The sequence below is a fragment of the Nocardia cerradoensis NBRC 101014 genome (genome assembly GCF_000308535.1).
Taxonomy (GTDB): Bacteria; Actinomycetota; Actinomycetes; order Mycobacteriales; family Mycobacteriaceae; genus Nocardia; species Nocardia cerradoensis.
Genome location: NZ_BAFW01000001.1, coordinates 1 through 16,267 on the forward strand (window position 1 = coordinate 1; position 16,267 = coordinate 16,267).

15 protein-coding genes and 1 tRNA gene are annotated in these 16,267 nt (G+C 69.1%); 5 read left to right on the top strand and 11 right to left on the bottom strand.

Annotated features, from left to right (window positions below):
* The 3 genes from ON23_RS00005 to ON23_RS00015 form a co-directional block, all read right to left on the bottom strand.
* A partial coding sequence (locus ON23_RS00005; protein ID WP_039775043.1) for a Stp1/IreP family PP2C-type Ser/Thr phosphatase occupies nt 1–742 on the bottom strand: 742 nt, incomplete at its 3' end.
* A complete protein-coding gene (locus ON23_RS00010) occupies nt 739–1,206 on the bottom strand; it encodes an FHA domain-containing protein FhaB/FipA (protein ID WP_030516711.1) in 468 nt (155 codons plus the stop codon). The genes ON23_RS00010 and ON23_RS00005, both read right to left, overlap by 4 nt.
* Before the next feature lie 186 nt (nt 1,207–1,392).
* Nucleotides 1,393–2,844, bottom strand: a complete 1,452-nt coding sequence (locus ON23_RS00015) for an FHA domain-containing protein (protein ID WP_039775047.1) — start codon at nt 2,842–2,844, stop codon at nt 1,393–1,395.
* 280 nt (nt 2,845–3,124) lie between these two features.
* Here ON23_RS00015 and ON23_RS00020 point away from each other — a divergent pair.
* A tRNA-Leu gene (locus tag ON23_RS00020) sits at nt 3,125–3,207 on the top strand.
* Nucleotides 3,208–3,381: 174 nt separating this feature from the next.
* Here ON23_RS00020 and ON23_RS00025 read toward each other — a convergent pair.
* Nucleotides 3,382–4,389: a GlxA family transcriptional regulator gene (locus ON23_RS00025; RefSeq protein WP_039775049.1), complete on the bottom strand. Its 1,008-nt coding sequence runs from the start codon at nt 4,387–4,389 to the stop codon at nt 3,382–3,384.
* Nucleotides 4,390–4,467: 78 nt separating this feature from the next.
* On the opposite strand from ON23_RS00025, the gene ON23_RS00030 reads away from it, so the two are divergent.
* Nucleotides 4,468–5,091: a TetR/AcrR family transcriptional regulator gene (locus ON23_RS00030; RefSeq protein WP_051041725.1), complete on the top strand. Its 624-nt coding sequence runs from the start codon at nt 4,468–4,470 to the stop codon at nt 5,089–5,091.
* A gap of 24 nt (nt 5,092–5,115) precedes the next feature.
* Here ON23_RS00030 and ON23_RS00035 read toward each other — a convergent pair whose 3' ends face one another.
* Both ON23_RS00035 and ON23_RS00040 read right to left on the bottom strand, forming a co-directional pair.
* Entirely contained in the window at nt 5,116–5,454 is a 339-nt protein-coding gene (locus tag ON23_RS00035) for a GNAT family N-acetyltransferase (protein WP_039775050.1), read from the bottom strand.
* A 710-nt stretch (nt 5,455–6,164) separates the two neighbouring features.
* Entirely contained in the window at nt 6,165–7,157 is a 993-nt protein-coding gene (locus tag ON23_RS00040) for a stage II sporulation protein M (RefSeq protein ID WP_039775051.1), read from the bottom strand.
* 151 nt (nt 7,158–7,308) lie between these two features.
* On the opposite strand from ON23_RS00040, the gene ON23_RS00045 reads away from it, so the two are divergent.
* On the top strand, nt 7,309–8,139 hold the full coding sequence (locus ON23_RS00045) for an RDD family protein (RefSeq protein ID WP_039775053.1): 831 nt from the start codon (nt 7,309–7,311) through the stop codon (nt 8,137–8,139).
* A 4-nt stretch (nt 8,140–8,143) separates the two neighbouring features.
* Here ON23_RS00045 and ON23_RS00050 read toward each other — a convergent pair whose 3' ends face one another.
* The 5 genes from ON23_RS00050 to ON23_RS00070 form a co-directional block, all read right to left on the bottom strand.
* Nucleotides 8,144–9,436 (bottom strand): DUF58 domain-containing protein, encoded by a 1,293-nt coding sequence (locus ON23_RS00050; protein ID WP_039775054.1) that lies wholly within the window; start codon nt 9,434–9,436, stop codon nt 8,144–8,146.
* A gap of 4 nt (nt 9,437–9,440) precedes the next feature.
* Nucleotides 9,441–10,424, bottom strand: coding sequence for an AAA family ATPase (locus ON23_RS00055; protein WP_039775056.1), 984 nt, complete (start codon nt 10,422–10,424; stop codon nt 9,441–9,443).
* Between the two features lie 10 nt (nt 10,425–10,434).
* Nucleotides 10,435–11,472: a DUF4129 domain-containing protein gene (locus tag ON23_RS39035; protein ID WP_039775058.1), complete on the bottom strand. Its 1,038-nt coding sequence runs from the start codon at nt 11,470–11,472 to the stop codon at nt 10,435–10,437.
* A complete protein-coding gene (locus ON23_RS39040) occupies nt 11,469–12,377 on the bottom strand; it encodes a hypothetical protein (RefSeq protein ID WP_245555881.1) in 909 nt (302 codons plus the stop codon). Before ON23_RS39040 ends, ON23_RS39035 begins: the two co-directional genes overlap by 4 nt.
* Nucleotides 12,378–12,534: 157 nt before the next feature.
* Nucleotides 12,535–14,499, bottom strand: a complete 1,965-nt coding sequence (locus tag ON23_RS00070) for a DUF4407 domain-containing protein (protein WP_244970074.1) — start codon at nt 14,497–14,499, stop codon at nt 12,535–12,537.
* Between the two features lie 354 nt (nt 14,500–14,853).
* On the opposite strand from ON23_RS00070, the gene aroQ reads away from it, so the two are divergent.
* Entirely contained in the window at nt 14,854–15,540 is a 687-nt protein-coding gene (gene aroQ, locus ON23_RS00075; RefSeq protein ID WP_051041727.1) for a gamma subclass chorismate mutase AroQ, read from the top strand.
* Nucleotides 15,541–16,122: 582 nt separating this feature from the next.
* On the top strand, nt 16,123–16,263 hold the full coding sequence (locus ON23_RS37645; protein ID WP_157170126.1) for a hypothetical protein: 141 nt from the start codon (nt 16,123–16,125) through the stop codon (nt 16,261–16,263).
* The last annotated feature ends 4 nt before the right edge of the window (nt 16,264–16,267 follow it).

Here is a 16,267-nt window from a genome sequence, read left to right on the forward strand (position 1 = left end):
CGACGATGGGGTGGCTCTGGCCGTAGTCGAGATCGATCACATCGGCGACGACGACGGTGACATTGTCGGGGCCGCCGCTGCGCAGAGCCAGTTCGATGAGCCGGTCGGCCGCCTCGTCGGTATTGCCCTCGCGCAGGGTGTTGGCGATCGTCTCGTCGCTCACCACATCGGACAGGCCGTCCGAACACAGCAGATAGCGGTCACCGGCGCGGGCTTCCCGGACGATGAGCGTCGGCTCGATCTCGTTTCCGGTGAGTGCCCGCATGATCAGTGACCGCTGCGGATGGGTGTGGGCCTGCTCCGGGGTGATCCGGCCCTCGTCGACCAGCGACTGGACGAAGGTGTCGTCGCGGGTGATCTGGGCGAGCTCGCCGTTGCGGAGCATGTAGGCCCGGGAGTCGCCGATATGGGCGAGGCCGAGTTTCTTGCCCGCGAACAGGATGGTGGTGAGCGTGGTGCCCATACCGTCGAGTTCGGGTTCCTCTTCGACCTGGTCGGCGATCGCGGCATTGCCTTCGCGAATCGCCCGGTCGAGTTTGCCGAGCAGATCGTCGCCGGGCTCGTCGTCGTCGAGATGAGCCAGCGCGGCGATCATCAACTGCGAGGCCACCTCACCGGCGGCGTGACCGCCCATGCCGTCGGCGAGCGCCAGCAGGCGTGCACCTGCGTAGACGGAGTCCTCGTTGTTCGCCCGGACGAGACCACGGTCGCTACGCGCTGCGTAGCGGAGAACTTGAGTCACGATCGCAGCTCGATCACAGTCTTACCGACACGGACAGGGGTGCCGAGTGGAACTCGGACGGGAGTGGTGACCTTCGCTCGATCGAGGTAGGTCCCGTTGGTCGATCCTAAGTCTTCGACGTACCAGTCCTCGCCGCGCGGCGATAACCGTGCATGCCGGGTCGAGGCGTAGTCGTCGGTCAGTACCAGCGTGGAGTCGTCTGCACGCCCGATGAGCACCGGTTGGGTGCCGAGCGTGATCCGAGTGCCGGCGAGTGAACCCTGAGTCACCACTAGATACTTGGCGCCCTTCTGGCCACGGCTGAAGGATGGCAGCACCACCGAACCTCGGGTGGGTCGGGGCTGGATCCGAATGCCTGATGCCGCGTAGATGTCGCTGCGCAAGGTGCGAAGCACCGCCCACACGAACAGCCACAACAACAAGAGGAACCCCGCACGGGTCAACTGCAGGATCAGTCCCTGCACGGCGCTCCACCTCCTGTTCGACCGGTCCCGTAGTGGCGTTTCGTCCCCCAACCGGCGTGCTGGTCAGCACGGCCCGGCTGCCGAGCGAATGTTGGCAGCATAATAGGGCCGATGACCGGTTGCGATCACGATACGGGCGAGCGGTTTTCGCGCCCCATCGTGACCTGCACCGGCGAGCTTACGGGATCAGACGATCCGGATCAGGATCTCGGAATGCCCGGCCCGGATGACATCGCCGTCGGCGAGCTGCCAATCCTGGACGGGCGAGCCGTTGACCAGCGTGCCGTTGGTGGAACCGAGATCCGAGAGCATGGCGACCTGACCGTCCCAGCGCACTTCGATGTGGCGACGGGACACCCCGGTGTCGGGAAGCCGGAAATGGGCGTCCTGGCCACGCCCGATGATGTTGCTGCCCTCGCGTAGCTGGTACGTGCGGCCGCTGCCGTCGTCGAGGTGCAGGGTGGCCGAATAGCCGGACCCGCCGCGCGCCGGCTGCGGGGCCGCGGCGTAGCCGCCCTGCTGTCCGTAGGCCGGCTGCTGTCCGTACGCCTGATCCTCGGCGCCGTAACCGCCCTGGTCGGCGTACCCCTGATCGGCATAGCCGGGGTCGGCGTACCCCTGCTGGCCGTAGCCGCCCTGAGCCGGGTAGCCCTGGTCGTATCCGGGCGCCTGGCCGTAGCCCGGCTGCTGCGCGTAGTTCTGCTCCGGATAACCCTGCTGTTGCCCGTACCCCTGGTCGGCATAGCCCTGCTGGCCGTAACCCTGGTCGTAGCCGCTCTGCTCGTAGCCGCCCTGTTCGTACGCCTGCTGCTGGCCGTACCCCTGGTCGGCGTACGCCTGCTGACCGTAGCCCTGGTCGTAACTGCTCTGGTCGTAGCTGCCCTGCTCGTAGCCCGGCTGACCGTAGGCCGCGCCACCCTGCTGGTAGCCCGCACCGCCCTGCTGGTAGTCGTAGCCGTTCTGGTAGTCGCCGCCCTGCTGATAGTCGCCGTAGGCGGGCTGCGATTCCGGAGCCGCGTATTCACCGGCACCGGGGTACTGACCACCCCGGCCGTAGTCGTCCTGATATTGCGGCGCGGGGCGGCCCCCCGGCGGGGGTGCGTACCCGCGGTTGCGTGGATCGGACTCCGCGGGCTCTCGGCTGGGGTCGTAGCCTGAGTTCTGCGTCATGGGGCCAGCTCCTGGTTGCGGGTGTGCGGGTCGTTGTGGGGGTCGTCCAGGTCGATCGGGCGGCCGGCGCGGCGCCGGGGGGTTCCGGCGGCCCGCATCCGGGTCGACCCGTCCGTGCGTCCTGAACTGTCCGGTGTGCAGCGTAGGGGATGCCTCGAATTCGACGTGCACTTCACCGTAGGTCTGCCACCCCTGATCGCGGATGTAGTCCTGTAAATGCTTGGCGAACGCGCGGGTGGTCAACTCGTGGTCTGCATCGAGTTCCTGCAGGTCCGTGGGGTTGACCGTGATCACGTAGACGTTCGGGGCGAGCAGATGCCCGCCCTCGAGTTCGCTCAGGCGATCCGAGGCCTCGCGCTGTAGCGCCGCTTCCACCTCCTGGGGAACGACGCTGCCGCCGAAGACCCTGGCGAAAGCGTCACCGACGGCGCCCTGCAGACGTCGCTCGAATCGCGAGACGATGCCCATACCGGCCTCCCTTCGATGCCCGCCCTCGTTGCCTACGCTGTATGTCTACGTCAGCTGATCGGTCTGTGTCGTCCGGGCGTCACGATCCCGCGACACGACATGCCGATAGGGCGTGTCGTCGAACGGACACGGTCACTGCATGATATCCACGATCCTCCACCGCTGTAACTCACGACCGGCCACCCACGGTTCCCGGTACCCGAAAATTCTGCTCCGCAACCGTCGTGAGCAGGCGATTTCGTATGCGAAGCGGGTGCGTGATACTGTCGTCCAGTCGCTCGGGCGAGTGGCGGAATGGCAGACGCGCTGGCTTCAGGTGCCAGTGTCCTTCGGGACGTGGGGGTTCAAGTCCCCCTTCGCCCACAGAGGAAGAGCCGCAGATCGAATCCGGTCTGCGGCTCTTCTTTTTCGTGTCCGTCAGGCGGTGGGCAGTGCCGCCCGCAGCACCGAGACCGCCTGGGCGATCTCGTCGCTCAGGACATCGGCCTCGCCGGTGATCACCCGCGCCGGGGGCAGTCCGGCCGGCTGGACACCGGATCAAGACACGGCGGCCACCAGCGGCGTCTCGCCCGAACCGGTGGACCGGAACCGGCGCTGATATTTACTGGGCGATATCCCGAGCCGGGCTATGAACGCGCGGCGCATCGCCTCGCTGCTGCCGTAGCCCGCCGCCATCGCCGCCTCGGTCACTCCACAGCCGGCATGCAGCATGTCCCGGGCGACCCCGAAGCGGATGAAGGCGACGTATTCAGCGGGGGAACGCTCCAATTCGGCGCGGAAGAGTCTGCTCAGATGCCGTGGGCTGACGTTGGCATGTGCCGCCAGCGTCCGAACCGTATGGGGGAAGGCGGGTTCCGCGCAGATGAGATCGACCGCCTTGCGCACCAGCGGGCTGCGCGGCGCCGGCCCGGACAGCGAGGCCGAGAACTGCGACTGCCCGCCCGCGCGGTGCATGTACACCACCATCAGCTGAGCGATCCGGCGTGCGATGTCGGGGCCGAAATCCTCCTCGACCATCGCCAGTGCCAGGTCGATCCCCGCGGTCACTCCGGCTGAGCTGTAGAGGTTTCCGTCGCGTACGTAGATGTCGTCGGCGGCCACGTCGATCGCGGGATAGCGCCGCGCCAGATGTGCGGCGAACTTCCAGTGTGTAGTGGCCCTCCGTCCGTCGAACAGGCCCAGTTCGGCGAGGACGAACGCGCCGCTGCACACCGACGCCAGGCGCCGCGTGTTCCAGGACAGCCGCCGCGCCGCCGCGAGCAGTTCGGGTGTGACGAATCGCGAGGGCGGCAGCTCACTGCCCGGAATCACGACGGTGTCGAAGACACCCGCGTCGGCCGCCGCGACCGCGCATTCGATCCGGGCGCCGATCGAGGTCTCCACACTGCCGCCATCCGCCGACACCAGCACGACCTCGTATCCCGGGCAGGCCTGGTTGGCCTCGACGAAAACTTCCGCGGGGCCGGTGAAGTCGAGCATCTTGACGCCGTCGAAGACCAGAATTCCTATCCGCCGGCGCGGTAGTTGAGCGAGTTCGAGGGCCATCCCGCCATCATTCTGGAGTAACGCCTCCAGAACAAGCTTTGTGGCCGGGGTCGCAGTGTGATTGATACGGTGGGCGCCATGGGGAGGCCACGGCAGTTCGACGAATCGGCGTTGCTCGACGCCGCCACCGAACTGTTCTGGTCCCGGGGTTTCGAGCAGACGTCGGTCGAGGACGTCTCGCGCGCGAGCGGCATCGGAAACGGCAGCATCTACGCCGCCTACCGCAGCAAACGCGGACTGTTCCTCGCGGCCTTCGAACGCTACTGCGAGGGCCGCGCCCGCCTGGTCCGCGAGGTGGTGACCTCGGCTCCCGGTTCGGCGCGCGCGGCCGTGCGCGCGTTGTTCGACGCGATCATCGACGACTGCGTCGCACAGCCCGATCGCCGCGGCTGCCTGATGCTCAACAGCATCGCCCAGCTCGGCTCGCGCCTGCCGGAGGTGATCGGCATCGGGAATCGGACCACCTCCGCCATGGAACAGAGTGTCGCCGAGCGGTTACGCCGTGCCGCCGAGGAATCCGGGGCCGAGCTAGACGCTGCGACCCTGGCCGCCTACAGCGCCGCGGTGGTGATGACCGCGCAGGGCCTCATCCAACTGAGTCGCTTGGGAACTCCGCTTTCGCGCCTGCGCGAGATCGCCGAGGTGTCGAGTCGAAATCTGCCCGGGGCGTGGGACGCTCCGGTCGCGGGCGGAGTTGCCTGACGGTTGTCCTCGGGGTGCCGTTCGTCAGCGGCCTCGCTGGGTGCGGACGTAGTCGACGGCGTCCTGCGTGACAGCGTCGGTGATGTCGGCGAATTCCTCGTGCTTCTGGATGTATCCCGCCACGAACGGGCAGATCGGCACGATGCGCAGACCGGCCTCGCGGGTACGGTCCAGCACCTGCGAGACCAGGGCGCCGGCCAGGCCGCGTCCGGCGAAGTCGGAGTCGATTTCGGTGTGGTAGAAGATCCGCTGCCCCTCGTGGTCGAGGTATTCGGTGAAGCCGGCGAGCCGATCGTCCACGCTGATTTCGAACCGCTCCGCGGCCTGCGTGACGACCGGGGAGGGTTGCTGTTCGGCGGTCATGGTCTCAGTATTGCGGCCCGGCCGGCCGGATTCGGGCAGGTTCGGGCGAGGACGCGCGCGGCAGTGTGATCTTCGCCGCATTCTCGGCGGCTGACCGGTCGTTATTCGGTTCCGGTATTACTGGCGAAAAATTGTTGTTCGAGTTCGCTGTCGAAATAACAGCACAATTCAATGGAAGCGCATCCGCAACATTCTGAGAATTACCTGACGGCAGACTTGGAATCTCCGGCGTTAACAAACTCAAAGTTTGTTTCTCGGTCGTGCCGTCCTTCCGGATGGCGCTACAGCGCCTTCGGTTGACGCGCTGACCTGCGGTGATGTCGAACAGGTAAGCAACGGGCGACCCGCCCGGGAATGATCGCGGTCCGCGAATCCGGCAGTGCGACCAACCGTCGAAATGGCAGAAAAATCCCGGCTACTCGAGCGTTGCGGTATGGGGTGCACCGCTATTTCCGACCGCCCGCCAGGTATTTGCGCCTGGTCTCCGGAAGTGCTGTCTGGCTGCGGGTTTCGGCTCGGTTACGGCCGGGCAGACGGAGTGTGCAGGAGGTTGCGTGGGGATAACGATTGTGTAGAGTCGACGGTAACGCTGGCCGCAGCTGAGCTGGACTCGCTGCGGCCAGTGGATCTCAAATCGGCACTCCGATGATCCTTCGAATCCCCGCCCTCTCGCAAGGGATTTTCTCAGCCTCAGCACAACCCGGTCCGCGTTAGCTCGATATGCGCTCGTCCGCGTCCGCCGTGGCCCGCAACGCCGCACTTTCCTGCGCCGCACGGCGTCCGGCGCCGAAGACGTAGGTCAGAAATCCGAGCTCGGCAACCAGCCCGATACCGATGCGTACCGGCGCAGGCCAGCCGGCGGGCGTGACGAACCCCTCGATCAGGCCCGAGACCAGCAGGACCGCCACCAGCCCGAGGGCGATCGTGGCCGTCGCCCGGCCCTGCCGGGCCAGCGCCTCCGCCCGCGACGACCGCCCCGGATCGATCAGTGTCCACCCCAGTTTCAGCCCCGCACCGCCGGCGACGAAAACCGCCGTGAGTTCGAGCATGCCGTGTGGCAGCAGGAAACCGAAGAACGAGTCGAGCCGCCCGGCATCCGCCATCAGCCCGGCGGACACCCCCACGTTCAGCGCGTTCATGAACAGCAGATAGGCGGCCGGGAGAATCAGGATGCCGGTGAACAACGCGATCGCCGACACCCAGGCGTTGTTGGTCCACACCTGTGCGGCGAAGGCATCGTGCGGGTGTTCGGAATAGTAGGACTCGAAGCGGCCGCCGGGGGCGGTCAGCGATGCCGCGTCCGACGGCAGCCCCAAAGTCCTTCGCGCCGAACCGGAACCGGACACCCAGATGCCGACTCCGGTCGAGACGGCCAGGAACGCCGCCGCCACCCCGGCCCACCACGGCCACGCTCGATACACCGCGGCGGGAAACCGGTGGGTGAAGAAATAGCCGATCTGCGACCAGGTGTCGGTCCGTGCGCCCAGCAGCCGGCCCCGGGCTCGCGCCAGGACCGCGCTCAGGCCGTTGATCAACTCCGGATCCGGTGAATGCGATTGCAGTCGTGCCAGCTGCTGGGAGGTGCGGCGATACAGGGCCACGAATTCGTCGACCTCCGCGCCACTGAGGCGCCGCTGCGCGGTCAGCCGGTCGAGCCGATCCCAATGCCGCCGCTGCGCGAACGAATAGGCATCGACGTCCATCGGCTCCTCCTGTGCTCATGCGGGACACCCGCACCCGGTCGAATCGCCGCAATGAGCTTCGCGGGGTATCGCGGCAATTCTCCTGTGCTCATGCCGACCTGCCCTCCGAAGGCTAGTTCGCACGCGCCCGATTCGGGATACTGGAGCGATCATGGCCGATTTCACCACGGGGGAGGCCGTCTCCCTGCAGCTGCCGATCGCGCGCATCCCCACCCGCGCCGCGGCCTTCGCGATCGATCTGGTGCTGCAGCTCGTTCTCGCCCTGCTGTTGTTGTCGGCCGTCGTCGGCGTGCTGTTCCGATTCGAACCCGACGGCGCGTGGGTCGATGTGGCCGTGCTGGTGACGATGGTGACCGTCCTCGTCGGATACCCGGTCGTCAGCGAGACCCTGACGCGCGGGCGGACCGTCGGAAAGATGGCGCTGGGCCTGCGTGTGGTGCGCGGCGACGGCGGGCCCGTCGATTTCCGGCACGCGCTGACCCGCGGCCTCGCCGGCGCGCTCGTCGATTTCTGGAATCTCGGCGGGTTCGGTCTGGTCGCGGTGGTCACCTCGCTGTGTTCGCCGCGAGCGCGCCGCGTCGGCGACATCCTGGCCGGTACCGTCGTGGTGTCGGATCGGGCGCGAATTCCCGTGCCCGCCTTGGCCGTCGCGCCGCCGTGGCTGGTCGACTGGGTGGGACGGCTGGATCTGTCCGGGCTCACCGAGGATCTCGCACTGCCGGTGCGCCGGTATCTGACCCGCTTCCCGCAGCTCACCCCGCAGGTACAGGCGGAACTCGGTGCGGCGCTGGTGGCCGCGGTCTGTGCGCAACTGCGGGTGGCGCCCCCGGCCGGATATCCGCCGCTGCAGATTCTCGGCGCGGTGATCGGGGAGCGGCAACGCCGGATTCTGCCGCCACCGCGCCTGCCGTTCTGGCCGATGCCCCAGCAGTGGGCGGCCCCCGCGCAGCCGTACGCCCCGGCGGTCCGGCCGGGGGCGTGAACGCTCAGAGCGCGCCCGACCGTTTCAGTTCCAGATACTCGTCGGCCAGCGCCTCCGGCACGCGATCCGGCGCCGCGGCCACCACGTCGATTCCCTGACGCTGCAGGGTTTCTCGCACGATCGCGCGTTCGGTGAGCAGGTGTTCGGCGGCCGCGGCGGCATAGACCTCGGCGGCGGAATCGCGACGGGTCGCGGTCGCGGCGATCTCCGGATCGGTGACCGACACCAGCAGCACCCGGTGCCGACTGCTCAACACCGGGAGTACCGGCAGCAGATTCTCTTCGACCATCGCCCCGTCGAGGCTGGTGAACCAGACCACCAGGCTGCGCCGCCGGGTGTGGCGAACCGCGGTGCGGACCATCGCCGGGGTGTCGGCATCCAGCAGTGCGGGCACGACGCCCGAGAGGGCGTGCATCAGCTTGGGCTGCACGGCTTTTCCGCGTGCGCCCCGCACCTCGGCGCGGATCTCGCGATCGAAGGCCAGCAGATCGACGGTGTCCCCGGCCGCGGCCGCCAATCCGCCCAGCAGCAGCGCGGCCTCGATGGCGGTGTCGAGCCGAGTCTGCTCGCCGAGCCGGGCGGCGCTGATCCGGCCGGTGTCCATCAACATCAGCACGTGGCGGTTGCGTTCGGGCCGCCAGGTGCGGACCAGCACATCGGTCGCGCGGGCCGTGGCTCGCCAGTCGATGGAACGCACATCGTCACCGGCCACGTATTCGCGGAAGGAATCGAATTCCGAGCCCGGGCCGCGCAGGGTGGCGACCGATCGGCCGTCCAGATGCTGCAGCCGTTTCACCTTGGCAGCGAGGACACGTTCGGTCCGAAACGGCGGCAGCGCACGAACGGTGGCGGGAACGGTGCGGCGGAACTGCCGCCCCGCCAGGCCGAGCGGGCCGACCAACCGGACCGTGACCGGCCCCGCGATCCGATCGCCGCGGCGAGCCGGGCGGACGGTGGTGGCCAGCCGGGTGGTGGTGTTCGGCGGCAGCCGCAACCGGTGAGTCTCGGCCGGCGCCTGGGCACTGGGCGGCCAGTCGTCCCACAGCAGCGCCCGCACCGCACCCGGCCCGCGATTCAGCACGGTGAGCTCGACGGTGGCGGTGCGGCCGACGCGGACGGTGGTGAGCGGCACCCGGGACAATTCGAGATCGCCGGTGCGACAGGCGATCACGTCGACGGCGACCAGCAGGGCCAGCACGCCCGTCAGCACCACGACTCCGGCCCAGGAGGGCAGCGCGACACCGACGACCACCGCCGCCACGGCCGCGCAGCCGGCGAGCCGACCCGTCACGATCATCGCGCTACACCGGAACCGGGACCGCGGCCAACAGCGAGGACATCACGCCGTCACCGGTCACGCCGTCCAGTTCGGCCTCGGGACGCAACTGCAGACGATGCCGCAGGACCGTCACCGCAACGGTTTTGACGTCGTCGGGTGTTACGAAGGCGCGCCCGTTCAGCCAGGCCAGGGCCCGAGCCGAGGCCAGCACCGCGGTCGCCCCGCGCGGTGACGCGCCGTGCTGAACCGCGGGGGAGGTGCGGGTGGCGCGGCACAGATCGACGATGTAGGCCAGCACCTCCGGATTGACCGTCACCTGCGCGACGGCGGCACGCGCCGCCGCGATAGTTGCCGCCCCCGCGACCGGGCGCACACCCGCCGCGCCCAGATCGCGCGGATCGAAGCCGGCGGCGTGGCGCTGCAGAATCCGGAATTCGTCGTCCCGGCCGGGCAGCTGGATGTCCACCTTGAACAGGAACCGGTCCAGCTGCGCTTCCGGCAGCGGGTAGGTGCCCTCCTGTTCGATCGGATTCTGGGTCGCGATCACCACGAACGGATCGGGCAGCGGCTGCGGCACGCCGGCGACCGACACCTGCCGCTCCTCCATCGACTCCAGCAGCGCCGATTGGGTTTTCGGCGGCGTGCGGTTGATCTCGTCGGCGAGCAGCAGGTTGGTGAAGACCGGGCCGCGGCGGAAGGTGAATTCGGCCGAATGCGGGTCGTAGATCTGGGAGCCGGTGACATCGCCCGGCATCAGGTCCGGAGTGAACTGCACCCGGGTGTGCTCGAGTTCCAGCGCCGCGGCCAGCGATCGCACCAGCAGCGTCTTCGCCACGCCCGGAACACCTTCCAACAGCACATGGCCCCGGCACAGCAGCGCGAGTACCAGGTACAGTACCGCGTGGTCGTTGCCGACGACGGCCTTGCCGATCTCGGCACGTACCTCGCCGAGCGCCCGGAGCGCCTGGTCGGCGGTGGGGGTGTGGTTGGTCTGCGCCGTTGTCATCCGGTCTCCGTCATCCTGTTTCCGATTCGATCCAGTCCAGTTGTGCCGCCACGTATTCCAGCGCCGCATCATCGGCGACGGGCCCGTAGAAGACCGCGGCGACGCGTGCGGGGTCGACGCCGATCCGGGCTCCGATCACCGCGCTCACTCGTTCCGGCGCGGCATCGGCGCGCAGGTCCACACGGCCGCGGATGCGCCGCAAGGTGGCCGCGCGCAATTTCGCCGCGACATGGTCGCGATCCTTGGTTCTGCGGTAGAGCGCGGCCTGACCGGCAAGCAGCTCCCCGGCCGCCACCTGCACCGGGCGGGGTTCGCCCACCACGGCACCGCGGCGGCGGGCGCGCCACCAGACCACGACCGCGGCGAAGATCAGCGCCTGCGACCCGCCGTAGGCCAGCCACGGCGGCAGGCGCTGGAAGATCGAATCGCTGCCCTCACCCACATCGGGTGGGCGGACATCCGGGTGATCGGGCGGTGGCGGTGCGTGCGGCTGCGTCGGCTGTGGTGGGGCCGTCGGTGCGGCGGCCAGCCGGAACAGCAGATACACCACCAGCGCGACGACGAGCGCGCCCACGAGGGCGGCCCAGAAACGCTTGTCGCGCAACAACTGTGGCAGTGGCGGCAGCTGACGACGGCCACGGCGCCTGCGGGCCGAACGCTGCTGTTCGATCGGGTCCGGCGGTGGCGGCGGCGCCAGCGAATACCGGTCGGCCGAGGTGAGGCGCTGATATTCGTCCGGGGTGGCGGTACGCCCGCCGTAGACGATCTCGTCGAAACTGTGTGCTGCGCCGTCGAATTCGGCGGCGGCGCCGGGAAGAGCGCGCGCGGCGGCCGATGCGGTTTCGCGCGCGGTCCGCGAACGCCGGACCTCGAGCACCCCACCCTGTTCGAGACCGCGCACGACGGCGCGGAAGCGTTCGCGCAGTGCGGTATCGAAATCGTGGTGCCCGGCGGCGGATTCGGCCGCGGCGCGGTGCTGGGCGGCCGGGCCGAGCGCCGGGGGAGGAGGAGCCGAGGACCGATCGGGCCGGGCGTCGTCGTCGGTCACAGTGTCGCCTGCCCGGTCGGTATCCGGATATCGAAACCTTCGCGGCCGCAGCGCCGGTCGATATGGACCACCACCGCGGTCGCGGCGTCCACGGCCGCGGCGAACGCCGAAATCAGCAACACCGCACCGGACAGCAGGATGACGACCGCCCAGCGATGGGTGCCGGAGATATCGGAGAGGAAGCCCAGGAGTCCCGCGACCGGCGCCGCCAGCACCAGCAGTACCGCGCGCAGATAGAGCCACAGACCGGCCAACGGCATCACGCGGCCGGTGGTGAGCAGTTTCGCTCGCCGGACCGCCGCCCGGTACGGGATCGATTCGGTGAACAGGACCGGCGCGATCGGCCACCTCGTCCCGCGCACCCGGGCCAGCCAGATCACCGCCGGAATCAGCGTGACGATCAGCGGCGTGCCGAGCAACAGGATGCCGAAGCCGATCGATGTGGAAATCACCTGATTCAGCAGCAGCCGGCCCGAGACCGGAAACAGGCGCTGGGCGGCGGTGCGCGCGGTGATCGGCTGGGCGCCGACGACGGCGAGCCCGATCGGCACGGTGACGCCGACTGTCCACAGCCGCAGCACCCATGCACAGCAGACTGTGGAAAGAATTGCCGCCCAGGCGGTTCCGGCGCTCGAGCCGTCGGTCGCGAACGACACCAGCGCGGTGATCCCGGCGACGATCCCCAGGGCCACGGCCGATCCCGCCCCCGCCAGCCCGGCGATCAGCCGAATTCGATGCTGCAACACGGCGAAGGGCAGATCGGCCAACTCACGCCACGACAGCGGCCGCACCGGAATTCGTTCGGCGTCGTCTCCACCTGCGGAGTCGCGGTCGTCGGCACCGCGTGGCGGCACCACGCGGTGGGCGGACGATCGCCCCTCTCGACCGGTCACGGCTGGAAACACGGGCCGAGTCTATCCACGGACCCGGACGCGTGACGGTTATCCGAGGGCCACCCGGCCGGGGCCGCCCACGAGCTGACGCGACCCGGTTCGGCCACACCGACGCGCCGTGCCGCTGCGCCGGGCCGTGATCCCGGGTGCGTCCGGTCGCGGCCCGCGGTCAGTCGCGGCCGGAGCCGGGCGGCAGTTCGCGCGGGGCGCGGTAGCCGAGTTCGGTCGCGTCGGCGGCGGGCAACTCGCCGTACGGGCCGGATTCCGGCAGACCGGGGTGGGCCGCGTCCCGGTACGGGAGCGCCGCATAGCGCGCATAGCGAGGGTCGTGCCGGTAGGCGGCGTAGCGCGGGTCGTGCTGGTAGGCGTCGTACGGATACGACGCGGTGACCTGGGCGTACGGCGCGTTCGGCAGCGCCTGGCCCGGATGCGCGTAGCCCGCCGCGGGATCATGCGAATCCTCGGAGTTCACCGTCACCTTGCGGGTGCGTTTGAGGGTGAAGGTGATCTCCTCCGCCTCTTCGAAGACCTGACGGACAGTCCGCAGTGGTGCGGTCGCGGTGTCGATGGTCCGGTCGAGTGCGGAGGTGACGAATCCGGGCACCAGCGGCCGGATCCAGCGCGCCGCGGTATCGGTGAACGGCACCGTGCCGATCACCGGAAGTTCCAGTCCACCACCCTTTTTCGCATCGTCGCGGGGGGCGGGCACCGCGGCGGGCGAATTCGGCGCGAGGCCGGTCGAGGGCAGCTGTGCGGGCAGATTCCGTGCGGTCACGGTCGCCTCCTGTGCGGGGTCGGTTCGGGCCGTGGATTCGGCGGCGGGCAATGCGTTCGGGGCGGTCTGCGCCCCCGGGGGAAGGGCGGCCAGCGCTTCGAATTCGGCCACCGCCCGGCGCTGCGGTTCGGTGATGCCGATTTCCAGGTTCCCGATGGCCGCGATCACCCGTGTGCGCTGGCGTTCGCGATCGATCGCGGTGTCGGCGTGCAGCGCCAGTTGTGCGGTGGCCACCCGGTGTTCGGCGTGCTGGACCGCGACCGCGGTGTCGGCGGCCCGCGCGGCCCGGTCGGCTTCGGCCCGCGCGGCCACGGCACGGTCGAACGACGATTCGCCACGCCAGGACCGCAGTATCAGCGGCAGCAGGGCGAGTACCACCGCGACCGCGATCGTGAGCAGGCGCAACAGCAGCGCGCCGATATGCCCGGTGGTGTAGTCGTTCATGGCCAGCCAGCGCGCGCCCAGACCACGGTCCCCGGTGTGGAAGGCCGCGGTACGGGCCTGCTCCAGGGCGCTCTGGCGGGCGGCGATCTCCGCGTCCAACGGCTGGATGCGCGCCTGGGCGGTGTTGAACCGCCCGCGAGCGTCGTCGAGCATCGCGTTGGCGGTCTGCGATTCGGGGCCCCGGCCGGGCACCCCGGTGATCTTGGTCTGCGGGCACTGCGGCGTCGGGTTGTATTCGCAGCGGGCGACGACCAGGGCCTGATCCATATCGGCCTGTGCCTGAGCGATGGTCTGCGTGAGGGCGGTGCGTTCGGCCGTCGCCCGGTCGAGTTCGGTGCGCGCGGTGACCACGGTCGCGGCGGAATCGGCGTCGCGGCGGGACCGATCGTCGAGCGTGCGGTCGACGGATCCGGCGAGAATCACCGTGCTCGCCAGCTCGGCCACCAGCACACCGGTGATCACCGCGACCGCGATCCGCCCGAACCGCTCGGCCCGGCCGGCCCGGTCCGACAGTGGCGCGGTGGCCAGCGCTCGCGATATCGCGCCGACCAGCAATGTCGCCGCCGACGCGACGATCGCCACGACCGCGGCGGGCCAGTGCGCCGCCGCACCCGCTGCCGCGACGACGATCCCGGACAGCACCGCGAACAGCAGCACCACCCCGCCGGTGACGGCGTAGGTCGACGCCTCGTGCCGGTCACCGCGGCCGGCTTCGGCGCCCCCGAGCCAGGTCAGCACACCGGTCGGCGTCCACCGGGACGTCGCTCTCGGTTCGGTCGTGGGGGAGCCGGACGCCGGGGATTCGTGGGCCGGGCGTTCGGGGGCCGGGGGTTCGTGGGCCGCGGCTTCGGTGCCCGGGGGTTCGGACGCTGGGCGTCCGGTGGCGGATTGATCGAAGACGCGGGGATCGGTCAACGGATTCACATCCTCTGGGTCCCAATCGTTGTCGCCACCGGGCGAAACGGTCGTTGCATCGTGGTCCGGGCGGTGGTGTGCCCCCGCGCGCGGGCGGAGCGGGTAATCCGCCGAGCGCCCCGGCCGCGCGCAATCAGGTTCAGCGTGACAGGCCGACCGGGGAACCACCGAGTGCGGCGGCATCGATGTGGTAAGCCTCACAGACGGCCGGGGAGCGAAACCCTACTCTCGGGTAGGCCGCCCGATCGACGCGAGGGTGCGGCCGTGACAGGAGGGCGGAACGTGCGAGCGACTCCGGAAGCCGGTGCTCACGGGAGCGGGGGACCATATGCGGGTGAAACCGGCGACTCCACAGTGGCGGTCGAGGCCCGCGCCGCGCTGTCGCGATGCGATGGTCGCCGCGGGCGCCGCCGCGCTCGCCTCGTCGCGGTCGCCGTGCTGTTCACCTCGGCATTCGCGATCGCGGCGCCGATGACCGCCGAGCAGGTACTCCCACAAGCGCAGGCGGCTCCCGCGGAGGAAGGCCGGTCGGTACTGAGTCCCCTGGTGGAGTTGGTGCTGCGCCGCCTGAACACCGCCGACGCCGTGGCCGCCGCGAAATGGACCACCTCGCAGCGGACCGGACAGCCTCCCGTGGTCGACGATCCGGTGCGCGAGGCGCAGGTCTACGACGCGATGGCCGCCGCCGGCACCCGATCGGGGCTACCGCAGGACTGGGTGCGGCAGGTGTTCACCGGGCAGATCGAAGCCAACAAGACCGTGCAGTACGGACTACTCACCCGCTGGCGGTTCGATCCGGCCGCCGTGCCCGCATCGGATGCGTCGGATCTGGCGGCCGTGCGGCCCGTGATCGACGAGGTGAACGGCGAAATCCTGAATCAGCTGGCGGCGCATCGCAGCGTGCTGGGCGCCCCGGATTGTGCGCAGCAGCTCGCGGCCGCCGTGTTCCCCGTTCTGACCTCGGGCCGAGTGGACGCCTTGCACGGCGCGGCGCTGGTCCGCGCGACCGTAACGCTTTGTCCCGCAACGTATGTGAAATAAACCACAGTCATTCTCGATCTTGGTTTGCCCAGAATGTGCTGAACTCCACATTCGCAAACGATGCCGTACGGTCCGCACATTGGCGTGGCTTGTCGCTCCGGTATCCGGAATGTCTCCTCCGGGTGTCCGGAGAGTTAGCCGCCTTACACCCCGGTTTGCCGCCGCCGCGTACGGGGAAATCTGTTTCGACGCAGGTGAGAGCGTTGCGCAGGCCCGGGCTCCCAGCTCGCGGGCGATGCTCGCACGCTATCGACGGCAGTGGCGAACGCGACTCAGCGATCCGCGTCGGCTGCTTTACACTGGAGAACGCGCAGGTAGTGGAGGACCGATGAAGATGCCCAGGTAGACGGAGTATTTAGCACAACCTAAGTTGGTTGGGCTCCGGTCCTGACTTATCGTTTGCTCTAGGTGTCGGACGTGAAATGTCCGACTCGTCGCCCCGACTCGGCCACGAGCCGCAAGCATCAGCCTAGCGGGCGAGCACGGCGCGGTGGGTAAGGAACTCCTCAGAGTTCCGCTACCACCGAGCACCCGACTACGAAACCGAAGCGGGTGGACAACTGGAGAGTTCGACTGCACGGGATGACCATCAGCGCCGCTGGTCGCCGCAACGTCCGGACGCAGTCTAGGCGGAGGCGTTTCGACGAGGGCCATCGGAAAGAAGGCATCGAAATCGAAGGCCTCTTCGTTGAAGGCGCCTATTTCTTGAAGGCAGAGGCATGACGCA

Bases quoted from the DNA above. Each gene is read 5' to 3' on its own strand.
- ON23_RS00050 (WP_039775054.1), bottom strand. From the start codon at position 9,436: ATGATCGTGACGGGTCGGCTCGCCGGCTGCGCGGCCGTGGCGGCGGTG.
- ON23_RS00035 (WP_039775050.1), bottom strand. From the start codon at position 5,454: ATGACCGCCGAACAGCAACCCTCCCCGGTCGTCACGCAGGCCGCGGAG.
- ON23_RS00015 (WP_039775047.1), bottom strand. From the start codon at position 2,844: ATGGGCATCGTCTCGCGATTCGAGCGACGTCTGCAGGGCGCCGTCGGT.
- ON23_RS37645 (WP_157170126.1), top strand. From the start codon at position 16,123: ATGACCATCAGCGCCGCTGGTCGCCGCAACGTCCGGACGCAGTCTAGG.
- ON23_RS00045 (WP_039775053.1), top strand. From the start codon at position 7,309: ATGGCCGATTTCACCACGGGGGAGGCCGTCTCCCTGCAGCTGCCGATC.
- ON23_RS00025 (WP_039775049.1), bottom strand. From the start codon at position 4,389: ATGGCCCTCGAACTCGCTCAACTACCGCGCCGGCGGATAGGAATTCTG.
- ON23_RS00040 (WP_039775051.1), bottom strand. From the start codon at position 7,157: ATGGACGTCGATGCCTATTCGTTCGCGCAGCGGCGGCATTGGGATCGG.
- ON23_RS00055 (WP_039775056.1), bottom strand. From the start codon at position 10,424: ATGACAACGGCGCAGACCAACCACACCCCCACCGCCGACCAGGCGCTC.
- ON23_RS00030 (WP_051041725.1), top strand. From the start codon at position 4,468: ATGGGGAGGCCACGGCAGTTCGACGAATCGGCGTTGCTCGACGCCGCC.